Genomic DNA, 19,550 nt, shown 5'->3' with positions numbered 1-19,550 from the left:
TTTTTCGTTCCGCACCTTGTCCGCCTCGCCCGACCCCACCCACCGTGCGCCCGCGGGCGCCACCACCGGCCCGCTCATGCGTCGCCTGCGCAGCCACGCCGGCAATCAGGTTCGCGCACTCACGCGCAGCAATTCCGGGCTGACGCTCGACTACGACAATCCGCCCGGCGATCCCGGCCTGTTCGGCCCCGACGCCGTCTGCTGGCGCGTGCACGCAGATTTCCCGGCGATGCTGGCCGGCGGCGTCAGCGCGCTGTTGTTGCAGGCGTTACACCCGCGCGCGCTGGCCGGCGTGTGGGACCACTCCAGCTTCCGCACCGACATGCAGGGCCGCCTTGGGCGCACCGCGCAGTTCATCGCCGGCACCACCTACGGCAGCCGGGCCGACGCGATGCTGCTGATCGAACGGGTGAAGCGCATCCACGCGTCGATCCAGGGCACGGCACCCGACGGCCAGCCCTATGCCGCCGACGACCCCGACCTGCTGACGTGGGTGCATGTGGCGGAGGTGTCGAGCTTCATGGCCGGATACCTGCGCTACGTAGGGCCGCTGTCCGTGGCCGAGCAGGATCGGTATTTCGAGGAAGAAGCCACGGTAGCGGCGTTGCTGGGCGCACCGGACGTGCCGCGTTCGCGCGCCCAGGTCGATGCCTATCTGGAAGCCCAGCGCCCCGGCCTGGTGAACAGCGAGCGGACAAAGGAAGTGGTCCGGCTGATCATGGCGATGCCGGTGGCCAACCCGCTGCTTGTGCCGGCCGTGCGAACCATGGCCGATGCCGGCGTGGCCCTGCTGCCACCCTGGGCGCGCCAGATGCTCGGTCTGCACCGCCCTTCGCTGCGCCGCTCGCTGGCACTGGCCGGCATGCGCGGACTGGCGCCAACCCTGCGCTGGGCGCTGGGGCCCGGGCTGGCCGCACGTGCCAGACGGCGGGTACAGGCGCAGCCAGCCGCCTGATTACTCCGCTGCAGCCGCCGCCTTGGCGGCGGCGGCGGGGCTGCCGCGCAGCGTCGTTTCCTTGAGGCGGGCCACGAAGAACGGCGCGATCAGCGACACCGCCGCGCTCATCAGGAACAGCACGCGGAACGCACGCTCGGCGGCCACGCGCACCGCGGCAGCATCGCCCTGGTCGCCGCCGGACATCGCCCGACGGAACATGCTCATCAGCACATCCTCGCCGCCGCTCATGTCCGATACGGCCACGCCGCTATGGCGAAGCAGCGCGATCAGCACCGTGGTGAGCACGGCCACGCCGACGGCGCCGCCCAGCAGCCGCGAAAACGCCGTCAGCGCCGTGGCGATACCCACCTGTTGCGGCGGGACGGCGTTCTGCGTCGCCACCAGCCCGCTCGGCAGTTGCAGGCCGATCGACAGGCCCAGCACGATCATCACCAGCGCCGCCAGCGTCACCGATTGCGGCGGCGTGAATGCCAGCGCCACGATGGCCACGGGCGCCACCAGGCAGCCCGTCATCTGCAGCGGCTTGTAGCGGCCGCTCCACGACATCAGGCGGCCCGAAATATACGCGCCGAACGGAATCGCCAGCGTCAGCGGCACCAGCCGCAGCGCGGCCGTGTCGGCAGCCGCACCGCCCACCACCTGGAAGCGCAGCGGCAGCAGCACCGACATCGCGATCAGCTGGAAGAAGCACAGGAACAGCGTCAGGCAGCAGATGGCCACGGTGGGCACGCCCAGCATGGCAAGCGGAATCACCGGATCGGCGGCGCGGCGCTCCTGCCACACGAACACCACCATGCCGATCAGGCCCGCCGCCAGCAGGCCGATCGTTTGCGGTTCCAGCGGCGAATGGCCCTGCCCCAGGCGGGTCAGGAACACCAGCACGCCGGACAGGCCACCGCCGAACAGCAACGCGCCCAGGTAGTCGATCTTGTGCTTGCGGCCGCTGACGGGCAGATGGCGCAGCGCGCGGCGCACCACCACCAGCGCGATCAGCGCCAGCGGGATGTTGATCCAGAAAATCCAGCGCCACGACAGGAAGTGCGCCAGGTAGCCGCCGATCACCGGCCCCGCCATGCTCGCCACGGCCCAAACGCCGCTGACGTAGCCCTGGTACTTGCCACGCTCGCGCAGCGGCACCACGTCGGCGATGGTGGCCTGCGAGACCGAAATCAGCCCCCCACCGCCCAGGCCCTGCAGGATGCGCGCGACGATCAGCATCGGCATGGTCGTGGCCAGCGCACAGGCGATCGAAGCCAGCAGGAACAGGATGATCGAGAACGTCAGCACCGAGCGGCGGCCCAGCACGTCGGACAGCTTGCCGTAGATCGGCGTCACCACCGTCGACGCCACCAGATAGGCCGAAATCACCCAGGCCATGTCCTCGAAACCATTGAGCTGCAGCGCGATGTCGGGCAGCACCACGGCCACGATCGACTGTTCGAGCGCCCCGAGCAGGATGGCCAGCATCAGGCCAAAGATGACCTGCATGACGGGGACGTCAGCCGGGGGAGCGTCGGGGGAAAGCCGGGATGAGGGCGCTGCGGACATGGTGTGGCCTGGCTGGCAGATGAAGGCCCGGACGGGCTTCGCTGCTCTTTTGTCGGGTGAAGGAGAGCCGCTATTTTAGGCGACTGCTGAAAACCGCGCTTGCCGATTCCCTTTCAACGGCCGCATTTGCCCCTGGATCCGAGGCCTAAAAGAGACACCATCGTCACTTTGCTGGCAGTGACGCACAGCACCCGCGTACTGCCTGGCGCAACCAGCGATGGGCGGGATCGGTGTCGCGCCGCGCATGCCAGGCCTGCTGAAACGGCACCGCTGGCAGCGCCACGGGGGGCGCGAACGCACGCAGCCCCGGCTGGGCCGGCGCGGCGGACAGCGTCCGGGCGGCCACGGTCAGGATCAGGTCGGTGCCGGCCACCACGTCCAGCGCCGCGCTCCAGTGCGGCAGGACCACCGCGACATGGCGGTCCAGGCCGGCTGCCGCCAGGGCGGCGTCGATATCGCTCGGTGCATCGAGCCGCATCGCCACCAGCACGTGGGGACGGTCCAGCCACGCCTCGCGCGGCAGATCGCCGTGCGCGGATAGTGTGGCGCCATCGGCCACGCTGGTGTAGTGGTCCTCGAACAGCAGGTCGGCAACGATATCGCGCGGCAGATGCGGAAACACGCCCAGCGCCAGGTCGATCTCGCCGTCGGCCAGCTTGGCGAGCATGGCTTCGCGGCTGGCCTGCACGGCGGCCAGGTCGATGCCGGGCGCCTCGCTGCGCAGGCGGCGCACCAGCGGCGGCAGGATGATACGCGCGCCATAGTCCGACAGCGCCACGCGGAACGTGCGCCGGGCCTGGGCCGGATCGAAGGCGGATGTGCGCAGCAAACCGTTGAGCTGGCTCAGCGCGTCTTCCAGCGGCGGTAGCAGTTCGCACGCGCGCGTGGTCAGCACCAGGCCGGCGTCGCGCCGCACCAGCAGGGGATCGTCGAAGAGGTCGCGCAACTGGGCCAGCGCGTGGCTGACCGCCGGCTGGCTCTTGTGCAGCCGTACCGCCGCGCGCGTGACGTGCTGCTCCGTCAGCAACGCGTGCAGGGTCAACAGCAGATTCATGTCGAGGCGGCGCAGGTCATCCATGCGGCGAATGTCTCAGGTAAGGATTGCGAATTTCCCCGGCGGCCCAGCCCGGGGCACCATGAGCGCTTCGTTCTTGAACCGGAGACTTTACATGACGGCACCTTTGGCCACGCCGCTGGCATCCACCTGGATGCCGATGGGCATCGCACTGCTTGCGGGTGCCATGATTCCGTTCCAGGCCGGCACCAATGCCACGCTGGGCCGCTCGCTCGGCCATCCGCTGTGGGCCACGGTGCTGTCGCTGCTGCTGAGCTTGCTGGTGGTACTGCCGGTGCTGTGGGGCATGCGCGCGCCACCGCCCGCGCTGGCCGGCGCCCTGCACGGGCCGTGGTGGCAGTGGATCGGCGGCGTGTTCGGCGTGATCTACATTACGGCCGCGCTGATCCTGGCGCCCCGGGTGGGCACCGCGAACTTCATTGTCGGCGTAGTGGCCGGCCAGATGCTGGCTTCGCTGCTGATCGATCAACTGGGACTGGTCGGGCTGCCCAGCCGGCCCGTCACCTGGATGCGCCTGGCCGGGGTGGGACTGGTGCTGGCCGGGATGGCAGTCATGCAATGGCAGCCATCGGGCGTGGCTACGCAAGCGGACGGCGCCGCATCTGGCGCCGCCTCGCTGCGCAACCACCAGCGTTAAAACGTTTCCCAGTCGCCGGAATCGGCCGTTGCCGGGGTCGGCGCGGCCGAGGGACGACGGCGGGCCGGTGTGGCCAGTACGGGTTCCTTGCGCTGATGCGTCACCGGCGAGCGCGGGGCGACCGGCCTGGATGCCTGGCGCGACAGCACCGGTTCGGCCTTGGCCTTGCGCTGCACGGGCGGCCGGGCCGCGGCGGGCACGGCGGCCACGCGGGTCGGCGCCCTGGCCGTCACCGCAGCCTGCGCAATGCCGGGTGCCGGCCTGGCCGACTTGACCGGCCGGGCACCCTTCACCGGCTCGGCGGCGGGCGCGGGCAATGCCCGGACTGGCTTTGCAGCGATGGCGCGCGCAGGCCGGGCAACCTCCACCACGGCCGCACGCGGCGTTGCGGGGTGCCGGGCGAAGGCCTCGGCGGTTGCCATGCTGCCCTGCCCCAGGTCGAATCGCGCCACCTCGGTTACCAGGCCGCCGGCCTGCTGCAGCAGGCTTTCGGCCGCAGCGCTGGCTTCTTCCACCAGCGCGGCGTTCTGCTGCGTCACGCTTTCCATCTGGGTAATCGCCAGGCTGACCTGCTCGATGCCGGCCGTCTGCTCTTCGCTGGCCGACGAAATCTCGCCCATGATGTCGGTCACGCGGCGCACGGCGGTCACGATGTCGTCCATCGTCTTGCCGGCCACTTCTACCTGTCTGGCGCCGTCCTGCACCTGGCGCACCGATCCGTTGATCAGTTCGCCGATTTCCTTGGCCGCCGACGACGACCGCTGGGCCAGGCTGCGTACTTCGGCCGCCACCACACTGAAGCCCCGGCCCTGTTCGCCGGCGCGAGCGGCTTCCACGGCCGCGTTCAGCGCCAGGATATTGGTCTGGAATGCGATGCCCTCGATCACGCCGATGATTTCCGACACCCGGGCCGACGACTTCGAGATGCCGTCCATCGTATCCACTACGCTGCGCACCGCGCGGCCGCCTTCGGTGGCCACGTCAGACGCATTGACGGCAAGCTGGTTGGCCTGCCGCGCATTCTCGGCGTTCTGTCGCACGGTCGACGTCAGCTGCTCCATCGATGCGGCGGTCTGCTCCAGCGAGGCCGCCTGCTCTTCGGTACGTTGCGACAGGTCGGTGTTGCCACTGGCGATTTCGCGGGCCGCGGTATCGATCGAACCGGCCGCCTGCTGGATGCCACGCACCAGCGTGCCCAACTGCCCGAAGGCACGCTCCAGCGCACCGAGCATGCGGCCCATTTCGTCGTGGCTGCGCACCTGGATCGCGTGGCCAAGCTGGCCCTGCGCCAGCGCCTCGGCCGCTTCCAGTGCCTGGTGCGCAGGACGCGTTACCGAGCGGGCCAGTCCGATGCCAAGCAGCGCCGCGATGACGGCGGCCGCCGCCGACATGCCGATCAGCACGTTGCGCGTGAAGACATATTGCGCCGAGGCCTCCTCGACCGCCGCCATGGCCATCTTGCGGCCCAGTTCGGCGGCGGCATCGAGACTGTCGAAGTACGCCGCCTGGGCCGCGGGCAGCGTCACCACCAGCCCCGCACGGGCGCCATCGAAGGCGCCGCCGCGCAGTTGCTGCATGACGAGGTCGAGCTGGCCGTTGTAGTTGGCACGCACCTGCATCAGTTGCTCGAACCTGGCCTTGGAATCCGCGCTTGGGGAGGCCCGCATGACCTTGCCCAGGTCTTCGAGCGTGGCACTGACCTGTTCCCGGATCTTGCCGATCTTCTCCGCGTTCTGCTCCGCCAGCGCCGGGTCTTCCGTCAGGGCGGCGTCGCGCACCAGGATGCCGATCGTCAGCACCCGTTCCTTGGCCAGCCTCAGATCCATCACGCGCAACAGCCGTTGCTCCACGGCCTGATGCATCGCGTCGTTCATGCCGCCCAGCGCCCTCACGCCTACCGTGGCAACCACGGCCAGCAGCAGCACCACCACGGCGAATGCCAGCGACATCCGTGCGCCGATCCCCATTTTCCGCAAGCCCATGACTTCGTACCTTTCGTCTGTCGGGTTGTATTTGTATGCGCTGCGTCCGCCCGAGGAGGGGCGTCGCACGGCACGGTAACGGCGGGCCGCACGCTGCACTTGAGCGAATAAATGAAATGGGGGGAAAAGTCGCTGCTCTTCCACAAATTGGGGGTGCAGCGGATGGCGTCTAATCTGCCTCAGGCACTTCGATCCCGTCGCAAACGGATGGGCGAGGCAGACGGCCGGATACGGCGGATTGCCTCGAAGGACGCGGGCTCAAAAAAAGAAGCCCACGCGCGGGGTGCTCGTAGGCTTTCAGGACTGCGTAAAAGGACCGGCTGTACCCGGCCCCGAACCGCGAATATAAACCTGCTTACATGAGGTGTAAATCGCGCTTCTATCAGGGATTCCCCGGATGGCGGGTGTAACGAGTGCATCACTCGTATGCCAAAAGTGATGTCGAGAGTCACTTTTAGACTTATCGATGAATTACGGACGCTTCCCGGAAACCTTTAGCCGGCGCGGGTTGTGGAGCTTGAGCCGGTTCGGCAGGACCGCCGCCCATCGTTATGTGCTACACGAATCACAAAAACGCGGCAACAAAATAAGTAGAGCAAATCCTCTAGGCCCAGCCCCGCAGGGGGTTCGTCAACGCTTGTAAAACTTTGTTACTCTCCCGCCTGAAGTATTCCCCTTCTCTCCTGGCAGAGACGACCCCACCGGGCGGCAGGGCAGCGTTCCTCACTTTTATCGAACGCCTGTCCGCCGCAATCATGTCGTCGTGTCCCTGTACCGGTTCCGAGAGCGAATGTTTCAATTCTCGCCGCGATCAGACTGCAATAAACGTCACTTTTAGTGCGACGCCATGCAAAGTCCCTGGTCATCGGACCGTTGTCAGCCGCCAGAACCCTCGCGGGCTCTTCCGGAGAAGTTGTGAAGAAGGAAATCAAGGCTCCCAGACCCAGCAGAAAGCTGCAGCAGTTGCAGTTCGCCGCGCACAGCGCCAGCCGTGCCGCGGTGGTCGTGCATCTGTCGAACGGCACGCGACTCAATGGCATCGTGCTGGCGTCGGACAATTACATGATCCTGCTCGGGCGGACCGCCGAGGATCCCACCCCGACATTGATCTACAAGCGCGCCATCACGGTGGTGACGCCTGCCCACGCGTCGACCGACGCCGTGGCGATGCTGGACGCCGACGTATCGCCGGATTTCGTGCGGATCTTCATTCCGCGCACGCGCAAGCGCCGCTGACCGCCCGGACGGCCGCGCCGGGCCGGGGGCCGGCCGCTCCCGGCATCGCCTCCGCCTCTCTATATATAGAGGGCCACAACGGGCGCCATCGCTGGCAGGGCTGCCGCCATACACCAGATCGGGCTACGCCCGCAACACGCGCAAAAGTCACTCTAAAGTCTTCTCACCCACGGTCGATAACCTTTGCAACGGAGGCACTCTACGCCCTGCACTGCAGGCAGCCAACGTTACGGCACCCGCCGGAATGCCTAAAACATTGCAAATAGGAGTCGTACCATGGCGCAAGTCATCAACACCAACATTCTGTCGCTGCAAACGCAGAGCAACCTGAACACGTCGCAATCGTCGCTGAACAGCGCGATCCAACGTCTGTCGTCGGGCCTGCGCATCAACAGCGCCAAGGACGATGCTGCTGGTCAAGCCATCGCCAACCGCTTCACCGCCAACATCAAGGGCCTGACGCAAGCTTCGCGTAACGCCAACGACGGTATCTCGATCGCTCAAACGACCGAAGGCGCGCTGAGCGAAGTCAACAACAACCTGCAACGTGTGCGTGAACTGTCGGTGCAAGCCGCCAACGGCACGAACTCGTCGTCGGACCTGAAGTCGATCCAGGACGAAATCAAGCAACGTCTGTCGGAAATCGACCGCGTGTCGGCTCAAACCCAGTTCAACGGCGTGAAGGTCCTGGCCAAGGATCAAAACATGTCGATCCAGGTTGGTGCCAACGACAGCGAAACGATTTCGATCGCCCTGAAGCAAATCACGTCCAAGACCCTGGGCGTTGCTGGCTTCAGCGTTGCCGGCCCGCAAGGCGCCACGGCTTCGATCGGTTCGGCTGCTGCTCAGGCTGCCCTGGGCGCGGCCACGCCGGTGACCGCTGCTTCGGCAACGGGTATCGCCAACGCCGACATCCAGCGCGCTCTGGGCCTGAACACCTCGGCTGCCGTGAACGCACAGACCGTGGTGGCTGACTCGAACGGCAACTGGTTCGTGCAAGTGAGCATGACCGGCCTGACCGCCGCAGACGACGCAGCGCTGTCGTCGAAGGGCTTTGCCGGCAACGGTACCGCCACGTCCACCACGATGTTCATCGCCGTCAAGCCGACCGACGCTTCGGTCAACGGCCAGACCGCCGGCTTCACGCTGACCGGTTCGTCGCTGCAAGCTTCGGACTTCCAGCAAGCTGCCACGACCAACCCGCTGGCCACGCTGGACAAGGCCCTGGCAACGGTTGACAACCTGCGTTCGAGCCTCGGTGCAGTGCAAAACCGCTTCGAGTCGACGATCAACAACCTGAGCACGACGGTGAACAACCTGTCGGCTTCGCGTTCGCGCATCGAAGACGCTGACTACGCAACGGAAGTGTCGAACATGACCCGCGCGCAGATCCTGCAACAAGCTGGTACGTCGGTGCTGTCGCAAGCGAACCAGACCACGCAAAACGTGCTGTCGCTGCTGCGTTAATCGCCGCGCCGCAAGAAACCGGGCCGCAAGGCCCGGTTTTTTTGCCGGAGTGTTTTGCAGGCAGACCACTGCCTGCAAAGCATTTCAACCGTAGTGTTTTTCCTGCCCTACCGGACGGAGCTGACCATGGCATCTTCCACCCCCGTATCCATGCCGGCACGCATCACCGCCGAACCCGTGGCTGTCAGCCCGGCACCTGCCGTGCCGGCCACCGCCGCCGAGGCTGTACGTCCGGCTGCCGCAGCCCAGGACACCGGGAACCATGGCGGCACGGGCCATACGCCCGGCAACATGGCAGCCGCCGTGGAAGAACTCGTCGACGTGCTCAAGACCACGTCGATCGGCCTGCGGTTCGAGATCGACGACACCACCCACCGCGTGATCACCAAGGTCGTGGACAAGGAAACCGGCGATCTGATCCGTCAGCTGCCCAGCGAGGAAGTGCTGCGCTTCGCGCGCGCCATCGACAAGCTCCAGGGGCTGTTCGTCAGCCACGCCGTGTGATGTACCGCAAGCCCAGTCAGTTGAAGCGATAACAACAGGTAGAAAAACATGTCCGGAATCTCCTCCATCGGCATCGGCTCCAATCTCCAGTTGCAGGATCTGCTCGACAAGATCCAGACGAACGAGAACACCGCCCTCGACCAGATCAACACGCAGGCCAGCAGCTACCAGTCGCAACTGAGCGGCTACGGCACCATCAAGAGCGTGCTGGACGCGTACTCGGCCGCCGCCAAGACGCTGGCTACCGCATCGACGTTCGGCGCCGTGAAGGCCTCGGTCGGCAACAGCAGCGTGCTGTCCGCCACCACCGGCACCAACGCGGTGGCAGGCAGCTACAGCATTAACGTGACCTCGCTGGCCCAGGCTCAAAGCCTGGTGTCGAAGCAGGTGGCAGACCAGACCGCCGCCGTGGGCGGCGGCACGATCACGATCGACTTCGGCGCCGACCTGGCCACCGGCGGCACGCCGACCAGCACCAAGACCGTGACGATTGGCTCGGACACGTCGCTGCAAGGCATCCGCGACTCGATCAACAAGGCCGGCATCGGCGTGACGGCCAGCATCATCAACGACGGCAGCGGCACGCCTTACCGCCTGGTGCTGACGTCGGACAAGACCGGCACGCAGTCGCAGATGCGCGTCTCGGCCGACAACAGCGCCGTGAACGACATCGTGGGGTTCGATCCGGCCCTGGCCACGCAGCCGAGCGGCATGCAGGAAAAGGTCAAGGCGGCCGACGCCGCGCTGACGATCAACGGCATCGACATCACCAGCCAGAGCAACACCGTGGCCGAAGCTGCCCAGGGCGTGACCCTGACGCTGACGGCCACCGGCACCACCAGCATGAGCGTGACGCGCGACGACGCGTCGATCAAGAACGCAGTGCAGGGCTTTGTCACCGCCTACAACAACGTGCTGTCGGCCGCCAAGACGCTGACGGCCTTCGACACCGACGCCGGCACCAAGGGCGCCCTGAACGGCGACAGCACGCTGCGCAACATCCTGACGCAGATGCGCTCGGTGCTGACCACCCCGATGTCCGACGGCAAGGGCGGCATGGTCACGCTGTCCGACATGGGCGTCGAATTCAGCCTCGACAGCTCGAATTCGGGCTCGCTGAAGGTGAACGACGACAAGCTGACCAAGGCCATCGCCAATAACCTCGGCGGCATGACCGCCTTCTTCTCGGGCGCGAACGGCGCGTCGGGCCTGGGCAAGACCATCACCAGCTACGTCGATGGACTGAACGCCACCGGCGGCGCGCTCAGCGCGGCCACCGACAGTCTCACGACGACGCTGAAGGACCTGGAAACGAAGTACAGCGCCACGCAGGACCGTATCACCGCCACGATGGACCGATACCGCGCGCAGTTCACGCAGCTTGATCTGCTGGTTTCACAGATGAACCAGACCAGCAGCTACCTGACGCAGCAGTTCTCGGCCCTGACGTCCAGCACCAAGAAGTAAGAATCGGAGTATCGCCATGTTCGCGCGCCAAGGTATCAACGCCTATGCCCAGGTCGGAGTCCAGACCGGGGTGATGAGTGCCAGTCCGCACAAGCTGATCGTGATGCTGTACGACGGCGCGCGATCGGCCATCGCCCGGGCAAAGTTCCATCTGGAAAACGGCGAGCTTGAAGCGCGCGGCAATGCGATCTCCAAGGCCATCAACATCATCGACAACGGCCTGCGCGCGGTGCTGGACCACGAGGCGGGCGGCGAAATCTCCGCCAACCTCGAATCGCTGTATGAATACATGACGCGTCGCCTGATGCTGGCCAACCTGCACAGCGACGCCGACATGCTGTCCGAGGTGGACGCCCTGCTCGAAAACCTGTCCTCGGCATGGGCCGCCATCGATCCGGCCGCACCCGCAGACGCCACGCCGGCCGAGCCGGCCGTGGCATCCCCCCCCGTTTTGCAGGACAACTGATGATGTTTGCCATGTCCCCCATCGTTCGCAGCTACGAAGAGCTACTGGTGCTCTCCGAGCAGATGCTCGACGCCGCACGCGCGTCAAACTGGGATGCACTGACCGATCTGCAGAAGGTCTATATGGCCGAAGTGGATCGCCTGCGCCTGCTCGACCATAGCGTGGCGTTCACCGACAACGAGCGCCTGCGCCGCTTTCAGCTGCTGGAACGCATTCTGGCCTACGATGCCCGCATCCGCGACCTGACCATGCCCCGCCTGGCCGAACTGGGCAACCTGCTCAACAACTCGCGCCGCAAGCTCGAACTGACCGCCGCCTACGGCGCCATCTGAAGCGCGCCCACCGGCTGACGGCGGGAACGGCGCGACGCGTATCGCACCCGCTACCATCGTTGACACGCGTCCATGACCGGCATCCAGATTCCCACCAGCCTGATTCCGCATCAGGCACCGGACCCACAGCTATCGCGTCCCGCGCTGGCCATCGACAAGCTCGCGGCGCTGATGCCCGTGCAGGAGGTGTCGCAAGGCGACGTGCAGTCGTCGACCGGCGAGACCGCGCAGGCCCGGCAGCCGAACGCGCTGATGCCGGGCGGCACCGATCCGCGCCTGGCCGGGCAGACCACTTCCACGCGCGAAACGCTGAGCTTTGCCGCCAAGGCGATCCTGGATCTGTTCGAAGCCGGCGATGCCGTACCGGCGCGTGCGAATTTGCCGCTGCTGGCCACATCGCCTTCGGGCCAGCCGGGCGCCGCGCAGGACCTGGCCAGCGCGCTCGCGCGCTTTGTCGACCAGAGCGGACTGTTCTATGAATCGCATGTGACGCAATGGGTCATGGGCCAGCGCCCGTTGTCCACGCTGCTGCAGGAACCCCAGGCTGCGCTGCGCAATCCGGCCCAGAGCCAGACTGCACCGCCGCAAGGCCAGCCGGCAGCGGGCTCGCCCGCCGCACCGGCGCCTGCCGCCTTGCTGCCGTATGGCGGTCCGGCCGCACCCAGCGCCCTGCCGCCGCCCAGCGCGGCGATCCTGGCCGAACTGACCCGCCCGGTCATCTATCCGCTGTCTACCGGCGTGCCTGCCCATGGTTCGCACGGCCAGCCGCATGCCGGCGAAGCGGCACCGAGCCTGCCCAATTCCGCGTCGGCACCGCAGACGCCGCAGAGCGCCGCGGCCGAGCAGCGCCTGGCCGCGCATGCTTCCGCCGCCGCGCACGCCTATCAGGTCACCGCCGAGATCTCGCACGAGGGCCACCACGCCGCTCAGGCCCAGCGTGCCGCCATCGTCGCCAGCTGGAATGCGCCGGATGGCAGCACCCCGGCCGCTCAGGCGCAGCCCGATCCGGGCCCGCCCATTCATCCGTCCAGCGAGGGCGTGGTGCGCCAGCAGCTGGAACTGCTGGCCTCGCAACAGTTCCGCGCCACCATCGACGCGTGGCCCGGCATGCCCGTCGACTGGGAAATCTCGCGCGAGCACGACCGCGAGGCCGGCGGCGATCCGGCCGGGCCGGCTACCTGGAGCACCCGCCTGCGGCTGAACCTGCAGGCGCTTGGCAGCGTCGATGCGGTACTGACGCTTGGCGCGCAGGGGCTGGAGGCCCGCCTCGTCGCCGCCGATTCGGATGCCGCCGCGCGTCTGATCCAGGGCCGTGCGGACTTTCGCACCCAGCTGGAGGCGCGCGGCATCTCGCTGCTGAACATGAACGTGTCGACCCAGGACGCCCCGTCGACGCCCACCGTCATCGCCCTGCCAGCATGAGCGACCTCCCGTCCGATCGCGGCGCCGCCGTCGCCCTCTCCTACCAGACCAAGGACAACGCGCCCCGCGTGGTGGCCAAGGGCTACGGCATGTCCGCCGAAGCCATCATCGCCCGTGCCCGCGACGCCGGCGTCTACGTGCACGGCTCCCCGGCGCTCGTCAACCTGCTGATGCAGGTGGATCTGGACAGCCAGATCCCCCCGCAGCTCTATGTGGCCGTTGCCGAGTTGCTGGCGTGGCTGCACCGGATGGACGAACCGGGCGGCGTCTCCGAAGGCGTGCCGGCCCTGCGCTGACACGCCTGTCTGGCCCCGTCCCGCGCACCCTTCGCAGACGCCCTTTCGCGGCTGCCCGTTTCCGGGCCGAGCGGGGCGGCGAAAACGGCACCCATGTGGCGCCCCGCTTGAAATAGCGCCAATTTCGGCCCGTGTTCCGGCCGCTGGCGCACAACGTCCCTTGTTACTGTGCAGGCATCGATCAGCCCGTCCGTTTCGCGCGGGCCGTCATCGCGCCTACGCACACAACGCCATGAACAAGAACGTTTCGATGGGTCCCGCGCAGCGGATGATCCAGCACGCCTGGAATGCCTATAACGCCAACAAGTATGCGGAAGCCCTGAAGCACGCGCGGGCCGCGAAGCGCATCGCCGCGACGATGCCCGACGGCTATTACCTCGAATCGCTGGCGCTGTCCGGCCTGAACCACAACGAAGAGGCGCTGCGCCTGGCCGAAGCCGGAGTGCGCCGCTTTCCGAACCACTCGGGATTCCTGGGCCTGTGCGGCGCGCTCGAAGTCCAGCTGGAGAACTACGACAAGGGCATCCCGCTGCTCCAGCGCAGCCTGGAACTGCAGCCGGGGTCGGCCCATCTCTGGCAGACGCTCGGCACGGCGAACTTCTACAACGGCGACTACTATCAGGCCCGCCTGGCAGGCGAAAAGGCGGCGGCGCTGCTGCCCAACGATCCCGTCGCCATCGGCAACTATGCGTCGGCGCTGCGCGAATCGGGCAGCACGATCGAATCGATCCCTGTCTTCCGCCGCGCCTGTGCGCTGGATCCCACGCAGCGCGTCAACCGCTCCAACCTGCTGTTTTCGCTGCTGTATGACGAGACCATCGGTGCTGCGGAGCTGCGCCGCGAAGCCGAGGACTGGGCCCGCACGCTCGCCCGCACGAAGATCGACGGCCCGGCACTGCAGGCCAGCGAGGGGCAGCGTATCCGCATCGGCATCCTTTCGAACGACCTGCGCCGCCACGCCTGTGCGTACTTCCTGATCCCGCTGATCGCCAACCTCGATCGCACCCGCTTCGAGGTGCATCTATTCTCGCTGTCGAACGTCAACGACAGCATCACGAAGAAGATCCGCGTCTACGCCGAAGGGTTTCACAACCTGTACAAGATGTCCGAGGCGGAGGTCGTCAGGACGGTACGCGCGCGGCGCTGCGACGTCATGATCGACCTCGGGGGCTACACCGGTGCGTCGCCGCTGACCTACATGGTGCAGCGCCTCGCGCCTAAGCAGCTGACGTGGCTCGGCTACCCCGGCACCACTGGCATGGAGCAGATCGAGTACCGCGTGACCGACTGGACGGCCGACCCGGAAGGCTTCGAGCACAACTACACCGAAAAGCTGCTGCGCGCGCCGGTATTCAGCGCGTTCCACCCGATCGTCACCAATCCGCTGATGATCTACGACGCCCGCTACCGCGTGCAGCCCACGCCGGCGCTGGCCAATGGCCACATCACGTTCGGCTCGTGCAACACCATCGCCAAGCTCGGGCCCAAGACCATGCGCCTGTGGAGCGCCGTGCTGGCGCGCTGCCCCGATGCGCGGATGCTGGTGGAAGCCGCCGGCTGCGAGCGCGAAGACGTGCGCAACATGCTGCTGGAGCGCATGGCCTCGCACGGCATCGACACCAGCCGGGTGGAACTGATTGGCCGCGACGGCAAGAACCAGTACGTGACCTATCACCGCATCGACATCGCTCTGGACACCGCCCCGGTGACGGGCGGTACCACGACCTGCGACGCCATCTGGATGGGCGTGCCCGTGGTGAGCCTGGCCGGCGATACGTTCCACCAGCGCGTGTCGGCGCCGTTCCTGCACGCGGCCGGCCTGGACGACCTGATCTGCGACACGGAAGAACGCTACGTGGAAGTGGCCTGCGCGCTGGCTGCCGACGTCCAGCAACTCGACAACATCCGCCAGTCGATCCGCCCGCGCGCCGAAAGCAGCGAGATGTTCGACGCGCCCCGCTTCGCCGCCTGGTTCGAGGACCAGCTGACCGAGATGTGCAGCGAGACCAAGGCGGTGCCCGCGCGCACCGAACCGCGCCAGTCGGGCATCTTCTTCAATGGCCAGTGGTATCCGGCCGAAACGCTGCTGATGTCGGTGGCGGCCCACATCCATCTGGGCGAATGGCAGGCCGTGCACAACGTGCTGGAAAACCTGACGTCGACCTGGTATCGCCACTGGGCCGTGGCCTACGGCCTGGCCGAGTACAAGTACCACAACGGCGCGCCCGATACGGCGATCGAACTGCTCGTGGAGGCGATCGGCATGCGTCCCTACGCGCTGCCGCTGTATCGCAAGCTGGCAGCGTGGCTCGACGAACAGCAGCTGGACAAGTCCGCGCTGGCGTCGCTGCTGCAGGACCAGTTCGGCCTGACGCTGGCCGCGCTGGAAGCCTCGCCCCCGCCCAACGCCTTCGAGGTGCTTGGCATTTCGCTGGATCTGCCCGTCACCGAATCCGCCACCGAAGAAGCAGAGGTAACCGCATGAAAGCCGTCATCCTGGCCGGTGGCCTCGGCACCCGGATCTCCGAAGAATCGCACCTGCGTCCGAAGCCGATGATCGAGATCGGCGGCAAGCCGATCCTGTGGCACATCATGAAGATGTACTCGGCCCACGGCGTGAACGAGTTCGTGATCTGCCTGGGCTACAAGGGCTACGTCATCAAGGAATACTTCGCCAACTACTTCCTGCACATGTCGGACGTGACGTTCGACATGCGCGAGAACCGCATGGCCGTGCACCACCGCAAGGCCGAGCCGTGGAGCGTGACACTGGTGGACACCGGCGAGGATTCGATGACCGGCGGCCGCCTGCGCCGCGTGCGCGAATACCTGACGCCGGGCGAGGCGTTCTGCTTTACCTATGGCGACGGCGTGTCCGACATCGATATCAGCCGCGAAATTGCCTTCCACCGCTCGCACGGCCGCCGCGCCACCGTCGCCGCCGTGCAGCCGCCCGGCCGCTATGGCGCGCTGGAACGTGGTGACAGCGAACTGGTCAGCGGCTTCACCGAGAAGCCGCGTGGCGACGGGGCATGGATCAACGGCGGCTTTTTCGTGCTGCAGCCCGAGGTGATCGATCTGATCGAGGACGACAGCATGTCGTGGGAAGAGGCGCCGATGCGCGAACTGGCGCGCAGCGGCCAGATGGCTGCCTTCGAACACACCGGCTTCTGGCAGCCGATGGACACGCTGCGCGAGAAGAACCTGCTGGAGGACCTGTGGCAATCGGGCAAGGCACCGTGGAAGATCTGGTAACGACCGGCAACCCCGCCAGCGTGTTCGCGGCCTATCGCGGCCGGCGCGTCTTTGTCACGGGTCACACCGGCTTCAAGGGCGCCTGGCTGGCGCTGCTGCTGGCGCGCTTCGACGCGCAGGTGAGCGGCTACGCGCTGGCGCCGAACACCGCACCGAGCCTGTTCGACGCCGCCGACGTGCGCGCCGCGCTGGTGCGCCATACCGTCGCCGATATCCGTGACGCGGCCACGCTCGCGCAAGCCATGCAGGACGCGCAGCCCGAAATCGTGCTGCACCTGGCCGCCCAGCCGCTGGTGCGCGCCAGCTATCGCGATCCGGCGCAGACGTGGTCGACCAACGTCATGGGCACCGTCAACGTGCTGGACGCCGTGCGCGCGTGCGCGTCGGTGCGCGCCGTGATCGTGGTCACGACCGACAAGTGCTACGACAACAAGGAATGGCTCTGGGGCTATCGCGAAACCGATCCGCTCGGCGGTCATGACCCCTACAGTGCCAGCAAGGCGGGCACCGAACTGGTGGCCGCCAGCTATCGCAAGTCGTTCCTGGCCGAACGTGGCGTACTGCTGGCGACTGCGCGCGCCGGCAACGTGATCGGCGGCGGCGACTGGTCGGAAGACCGCCTGATCCCCGACGCTGCGCGGGCGGCAGCGGCGGCACGCACGCTGGAGATCCGCAGCCCGCAGGCCACCCGCCCGTGGCAGCACGTGCTGGAAGCGCTGCACGGCTACCTGCGCCTGGGCAGCCGCCTGCTCGATGGCGACGCCGCCATGGCCGACGCCTTCAATTTCGGGCCCGAGCCGCGCGACAACCTGCCGGTCGCCACGGTGCTGGCCGGCCTGCAGTCGCATTGGCCGGAACTCGACTGGAAACACTGCCCCCCGCCGGGCGCCGCGCCCCACGAGGCGCGCAACCTGTATCTCGACGCTGCGCGCGCCCGCACCGAACTGGGCTGGATGCCACGCTGGACGCTGCAAGAGGCGCTGGCCGCCACGGCCAGCTGGTATCGCACCGTCCAGATGGACCCGACCCAGGCGCGCGCCATCACTGAACGACAAATCGGCCAATTCTGCGCATGACCGCTCAACCCAACGCTCACCCCGCGAACTGCCGCGCCTGTGGCGCGCCGCTGACGCACACCATGGTGGACCTCGGCCTGTCGCCGGTCTCCAACGCTTTCATCAGGCCCGAGAACATCGCCCATGGCGAGATGTTCTATCCGCTGCACGCGATGGTCTGCGACAGCTGCTGGCTGGTGCAGTTGCGCGACGCCACGCCAGCCGAGACCCATTTCCACGACGACTACGTGTACTTCTCGTCGTTCTCGACCTCGTGGCTCGACCACGCGCGCCGCTATGTCGCGTCGATGACCGCCCGCTTCGGACTGGGACCGCAAAGCCGTGTGATTGAAATCGCGAGCAACGACGGCTACCTGCTGCAGTATTTCCACCAGAACGGCGTGCCCTGCCTGGGCATCGAGCCGTCGGCCAACACCGGCGCCGCCGCACGCGCCAAGGGCATCGACAGCCGGGAACTGTTCTTCGGCGAGCGCACCGCCCGCGCGCTGAGCGTGGAAGGCTGGCAGGTGGACCTGCTGCTGGGCAACAACGTGCTGGCCCACGTACCCGACATCAATGACTTCGTCGGCGGCATGCCGCTGGTGCTGAAGCCCGAAGGCGTCGTGACGCTGGAATTCCCGCACCTGCTGCGCCTGCTGGAGCAAAACCAGTTCGACACGCTGTACCACGAGCACTATTCGTACCTGTCGCTGACCGCCCTGGTGCCGATCCTGGCGCGCGCCGGCCTGCGCGTATTCGACATCGAGCACCTGCCCACGCACGGCGGCAGCCTGCGCCTGTTTGCGTGCCACCAGCATGCGAAGCACGGCACCACGGCGGCCGTGCAGGCCTGCCTGGACGAAGAAACGCGTGGCGGCCTGAACGCCACGGCGCGCTACACGGCATTCGCCGAGGGCGTGCGCCGGGCACGCATCGACCTGCTGGCCTTCCTGATCGACGCACGCCGCCAGGGCAAGCGCGTCGCCGCTTACGGCGCGGCCGCCAAAGGCAACACATTGCTGAACTACTGCGGCATCGATGCCGACCTGGTGGAGTACGTCGTGGACCGCAACCCCGCCAAGCAGGACAAGCTGCTGCCCGGTTCGCGCATCCCCGTGTTCGCGCCCGAGGTCATCGACAGCCGCAGGCCGGATTACCTGCTGATCCTGCCCTGGAACATCAAGGACGAGGTAATGGACCAGATGGCCGGCATCCGGGCCTGGGGCGGCCGGTTCGTGGTGGCCATCCCCGAAACCGTGGTGCTGCCGTGATCTTCACGCCTGCCCGCATCGCCGGTGCCTGGATCGTCGACCCCGAACCACTGGCCGACGAGCGTGGCTTTTTCGCGCGCACGGTCTGCGTGGACGCGTTCGCGGCGCACGGCATCGATGCGCGCTTCGTGCAGCAGAGCGTGTCGCGCAACACGCGGGCGGGCATCCTGCGCGGCATGCACTTCCAGCGCGGCGCGCACGCCGAGGACAAGCTCGTGCGCGTGACCACCGGCGCGGTCCACGACGTGATCCTGGACCTGCGCCCGGAATCGCCCACGTACCTGCAATGGCAGGCCGTGGTGCTCGATGCCGAGGCGCAGCGGGCGATCTTTATTCCGAAAGGCGTGGCGCATGGGTTCCAGACCCTGACGCCGCTGTCCGAGGTGTTCTACCAGATGACGGTGCCGTTCGCGCCCGGCAGCAGCGCCGGCGTGCGCTGGGACGATCCCGCCATCGGCATTGCCTGGCCCCACTGCGCGGATCGCCTGATCTCCGCCAAGGACCTGGCCTTGCCCACGCTGGCCGAACTGGCCGCGCAACCCAACTTTCACCCTGAAAACTGACAACCCCCTAGCGGAG

18 protein-coding genes are annotated in these 19,550 nt (G+C 67.1%); 15 read left to right on the top strand and 3 right to left on the bottom strand.

The features are described 5' to 3' along the window. Positions 1-76 precede the first annotated feature (76 nt). The gene (locus tag BLQ58_RS15280) at positions 77-955 is read left to right on the top strand and encodes an oxygenase MpaB family protein (RefSeq protein ID WP_254775969.1); all 879 of its coding nucleotides are present in this window, start codon (positions 77-79) and stop codon (positions 953-955) included. Here BLQ58_RS15280 and BLQ58_RS15275 read toward each other — a convergent pair whose 3' ends face one another. After that, positions 956-2,446: an MDR family MFS transporter gene (locus BLQ58_RS15275; RefSeq protein ID WP_254775961.1), complete on the bottom strand. Its 1,491-nt coding sequence runs from the start codon at positions 2,444-2,446 to the stop codon at positions 956-958. A gap of 223 nt (positions 2,447-2,669) precedes the next feature. Beyond that, on the bottom strand, positions 2,670-3,584 hold the full coding sequence (locus tag BLQ58_RS15270; protein WP_092599442.1) for a LysR family transcriptional regulator: 915 nt from the start codon (positions 3,582-3,584) through the stop codon (positions 2,670-2,672). 91 nt (positions 3,585-3,675) lie between these two features. Between BLQ58_RS15270 and BLQ58_RS15265 the strand changes: the two genes are divergently transcribed. Continuing rightward, on the top strand, positions 3,676-4,218 hold the full coding sequence (locus tag BLQ58_RS15265; protein WP_092599439.1) for a DMT family transporter: 543 nt from the start codon (positions 3,676-3,678) through the stop codon (positions 4,216-4,218). On the opposite strand, the gene BLQ58_RS15260 is transcribed toward BLQ58_RS15265, so the two are convergent. Then, a complete protein-coding gene (locus BLQ58_RS15260; RefSeq protein WP_092599436.1) occupies positions 4,215-6,200 on the bottom strand; it encodes a methyl-accepting chemotaxis protein in 1,986 nt (661 codons plus the stop codon). The genes BLQ58_RS15265 and BLQ58_RS15260 overlap by 4 nt on opposite strands. A gap of 915 nt (positions 6,201-7,115) precedes the next feature. Between BLQ58_RS15260 and BLQ58_RS15255 the strand changes: the two genes are divergently transcribed. The 13 genes from BLQ58_RS15255 (at position 7,116) to rfbC (ending at position 19,534) form a co-directional block, all read left to right on the top strand. Further along, entirely contained in the window at positions 7,116-7,436 is a 321-nt protein-coding gene (locus BLQ58_RS15255; RefSeq protein WP_092599433.1) for an RNA chaperone Hfq, read from the top strand. Between the two features lie 276 nt (positions 7,437-7,712). Beyond that, a complete protein-coding gene (locus BLQ58_RS15250) occupies positions 7,713-8,903 on the top strand; it encodes a FliC/FljB family flagellin (RefSeq protein ID WP_092599430.1) in 1,191 nt (396 codons plus the stop codon). A 126-nt stretch (positions 8,904-9,029) separates the two neighbouring features. Further along, positions 9,030-9,407, top strand: coding sequence for a flagellar protein FlaG (locus tag BLQ58_RS15245; RefSeq protein ID WP_092599545.1), 378 nt, complete (start codon positions 9,030-9,032; stop codon positions 9,405-9,407). Positions 9,408-9,455: 48 nt separating this feature from the next. Further along, complete coding sequence (gene fliD, locus BLQ58_RS15240; protein WP_092599427.1) at positions 9,456-10,874, top strand: flagellar filament capping protein FliD; 1,419 nt, start codon at positions 9,456-9,458, stop codon at positions 10,872-10,874. Positions 10,875-10,890: 16 nt separating this feature from the next. Beyond that, positions 10,891-11,340 carry a flagellar export chaperone FliS gene (gene fliS, locus BLQ58_RS15235; RefSeq protein ID WP_092599424.1) on the top strand — a complete coding sequence of 150 codons (450 nt, stop codon included), beginning with the start codon at positions 10,891-10,893 and terminating at the stop codon, positions 11,338-11,340. 2 nt (positions 11,341-11,342) lie between these two features. Further along, positions 11,343-11,672: a flagellar protein FliT gene (locus BLQ58_RS15230; RefSeq protein WP_092599542.1), complete on the top strand. Its 330-nt coding sequence runs from the start codon at positions 11,343-11,345 to the stop codon at positions 11,670-11,672. 72 nt (positions 11,673-11,744) lie between these two features. Further along, positions 11,745-13,094: a flagellar hook-length control protein FliK gene (locus BLQ58_RS15225; protein ID WP_092599421.1), complete on the top strand. Its 1,350-nt coding sequence runs from the start codon at positions 11,745-11,747 to the stop codon at positions 13,092-13,094. Continuing rightward, a complete protein-coding gene (locus BLQ58_RS15220; RefSeq protein ID WP_092599419.1) occupies positions 13,091-13,390 on the top strand; it encodes an EscU/YscU/HrcU family type III secretion system export apparatus switch protein in 300 nt (99 codons plus the stop codon). Before BLQ58_RS15225 ends, BLQ58_RS15220 begins: the two co-directional genes overlap by 4 nt. Before the next feature lie 232 nt (positions 13,391-13,622). Beyond that, entirely contained in the window at positions 13,623-15,875 is a 2,253-nt protein-coding gene (locus tag BLQ58_RS15215; protein WP_175459920.1) for an O-linked N-acetylglucosamine transferase, SPINDLY family protein, read from the top strand. Beyond that, a complete protein-coding gene (gene rfbF, locus BLQ58_RS29490; RefSeq protein WP_092599413.1) occupies positions 15,872-16,645 on the top strand; it encodes a glucose-1-phosphate cytidylyltransferase in 774 nt (257 codons plus the stop codon). The genes BLQ58_RS15215 and rfbF overlap by 4 nt, the downstream gene beginning before the upstream one ends. A 20-nt stretch (positions 16,646-16,665) precedes the next feature. Continuing rightward, positions 16,666-17,721, top strand: a complete 1,056-nt coding sequence (gene rfbG / locus BLQ58_RS15205; protein ID WP_092599539.1) for a CDP-glucose 4,6-dehydratase — start codon at positions 16,666-16,668, stop codon at positions 17,719-17,721. Further along, a complete protein-coding gene (locus tag BLQ58_RS15200) occupies positions 17,718-18,971 on the top strand; it encodes a class I SAM-dependent methyltransferase (RefSeq protein ID WP_092599410.1) in 1,254 nt (417 codons plus the stop codon). The genes rfbG and BLQ58_RS15200 overlap by 4 nt, the downstream gene beginning before the upstream one ends. Then, a complete protein-coding gene (gene rfbC / locus BLQ58_RS15195) occupies positions 18,968-19,534 on the top strand; it encodes a dTDP-4-dehydrorhamnose 3,5-epimerase (protein ID WP_092599407.1) in 567 nt (188 codons plus the stop codon). Before BLQ58_RS15200 ends, rfbC begins: the two co-directional genes overlap by 4 nt. Positions 19,535-19,550 lie beyond the last annotated feature (16 nt).

The organism is Ralstonia sp. 25mfcol4.1 (assembly GCF_900104095.1).
Lineage (GTDB): Bacteria > Pseudomonadota > Gammaproteobacteria > Burkholderiales > Burkholderiaceae > Cupriavidus.
This window is presented reverse-complemented; position numbering and strand designations above follow the sequence as displayed.

Coding starts and splice junctions, on each gene's coding strand:
- BLQ58_RS15265 (WP_092599439.1), top strand. CDS start 3,676: ATGACGGCACCTTTGGCCACGCCGCTGGCATCCACCTGGATGCCGATG.
- BLQ58_RS15260 (WP_092599436.1), bottom strand. CDS start 6,200: ATGGGCTTGCGGAAAATGGGGATCGGCGCACGGATGTCGCTGGCATTC.
- BLQ58_RS15275 (WP_254775961.1), bottom strand. CDS start 2,446: ATGCAGGTCATCTTTGGCCTGATGCTGGCCATCCTGCTCGGGGCGCTC.
- BLQ58_RS15200 (WP_092599410.1), top strand. CDS start 17,718: ATGACCGCTCAACCCAACGCTCACCCCGCGAACTGCCGCGCCTGTGGC.
- BLQ58_RS15230 (WP_092599542.1), top strand. CDS start 11,343: ATGTTTGCCATGTCCCCCATCGTTCGCAGCTACGAAGAGCTACTGGTG.
- fliD (WP_092599427.1), top strand. CDS start 9,456: ATGTCCGGAATCTCCTCCATCGGCATCGGCTCCAATCTCCAGTTGCAG.
- BLQ58_RS15225 (WP_092599421.1), top strand. CDS start 11,745: ATGACCGGCATCCAGATTCCCACCAGCCTGATTCCGCATCAGGCACCG.
- BLQ58_RS15280 (WP_254775969.1), top strand. CDS start 77: ATGCGTCGCCTGCGCAGCCACGCCGGCAATCAGGTTCGCGCACTCACG.
- BLQ58_RS15250 (WP_092599430.1), top strand. CDS start 7,713: ATGGCGCAAGTCATCAACACCAACATTCTGTCGCTGCAAACGCAGAGC.
- BLQ58_RS15215 (WP_175459920.1), top strand. CDS start 13,623: ATGAACAAGAACGTTTCGATGGGTCCCGCGCAGCGGATGATCCAGCAC.
- BLQ58_RS15220 (WP_092599419.1), top strand. CDS start 13,091: ATGAGCGACCTCCCGTCCGATCGCGGCGCCGCCGTCGCCCTCTCCTAC.
- rfbF (WP_092599413.1), top strand. CDS start 15,872: ATGAAAGCCGTCATCCTGGCCGGTGGCCTCGGCACCCGGATCTCCGAA.
- fliS (WP_092599424.1), top strand. CDS start 10,891: ATGTTCGCGCGCCAAGGTATCAACGCCTATGCCCAGGTCGGAGTCCAG.
- BLQ58_RS15270 (WP_092599442.1), bottom strand. CDS start 3,584: ATGGATGACCTGCGCCGCCTCGACATGAATCTGCTGTTGACCCTGCAC.
- BLQ58_RS15245 (WP_092599545.1), top strand. CDS start 9,030: ATGGCATCTTCCACCCCCGTATCCATGCCGGCACGCATCACCGCCGAA.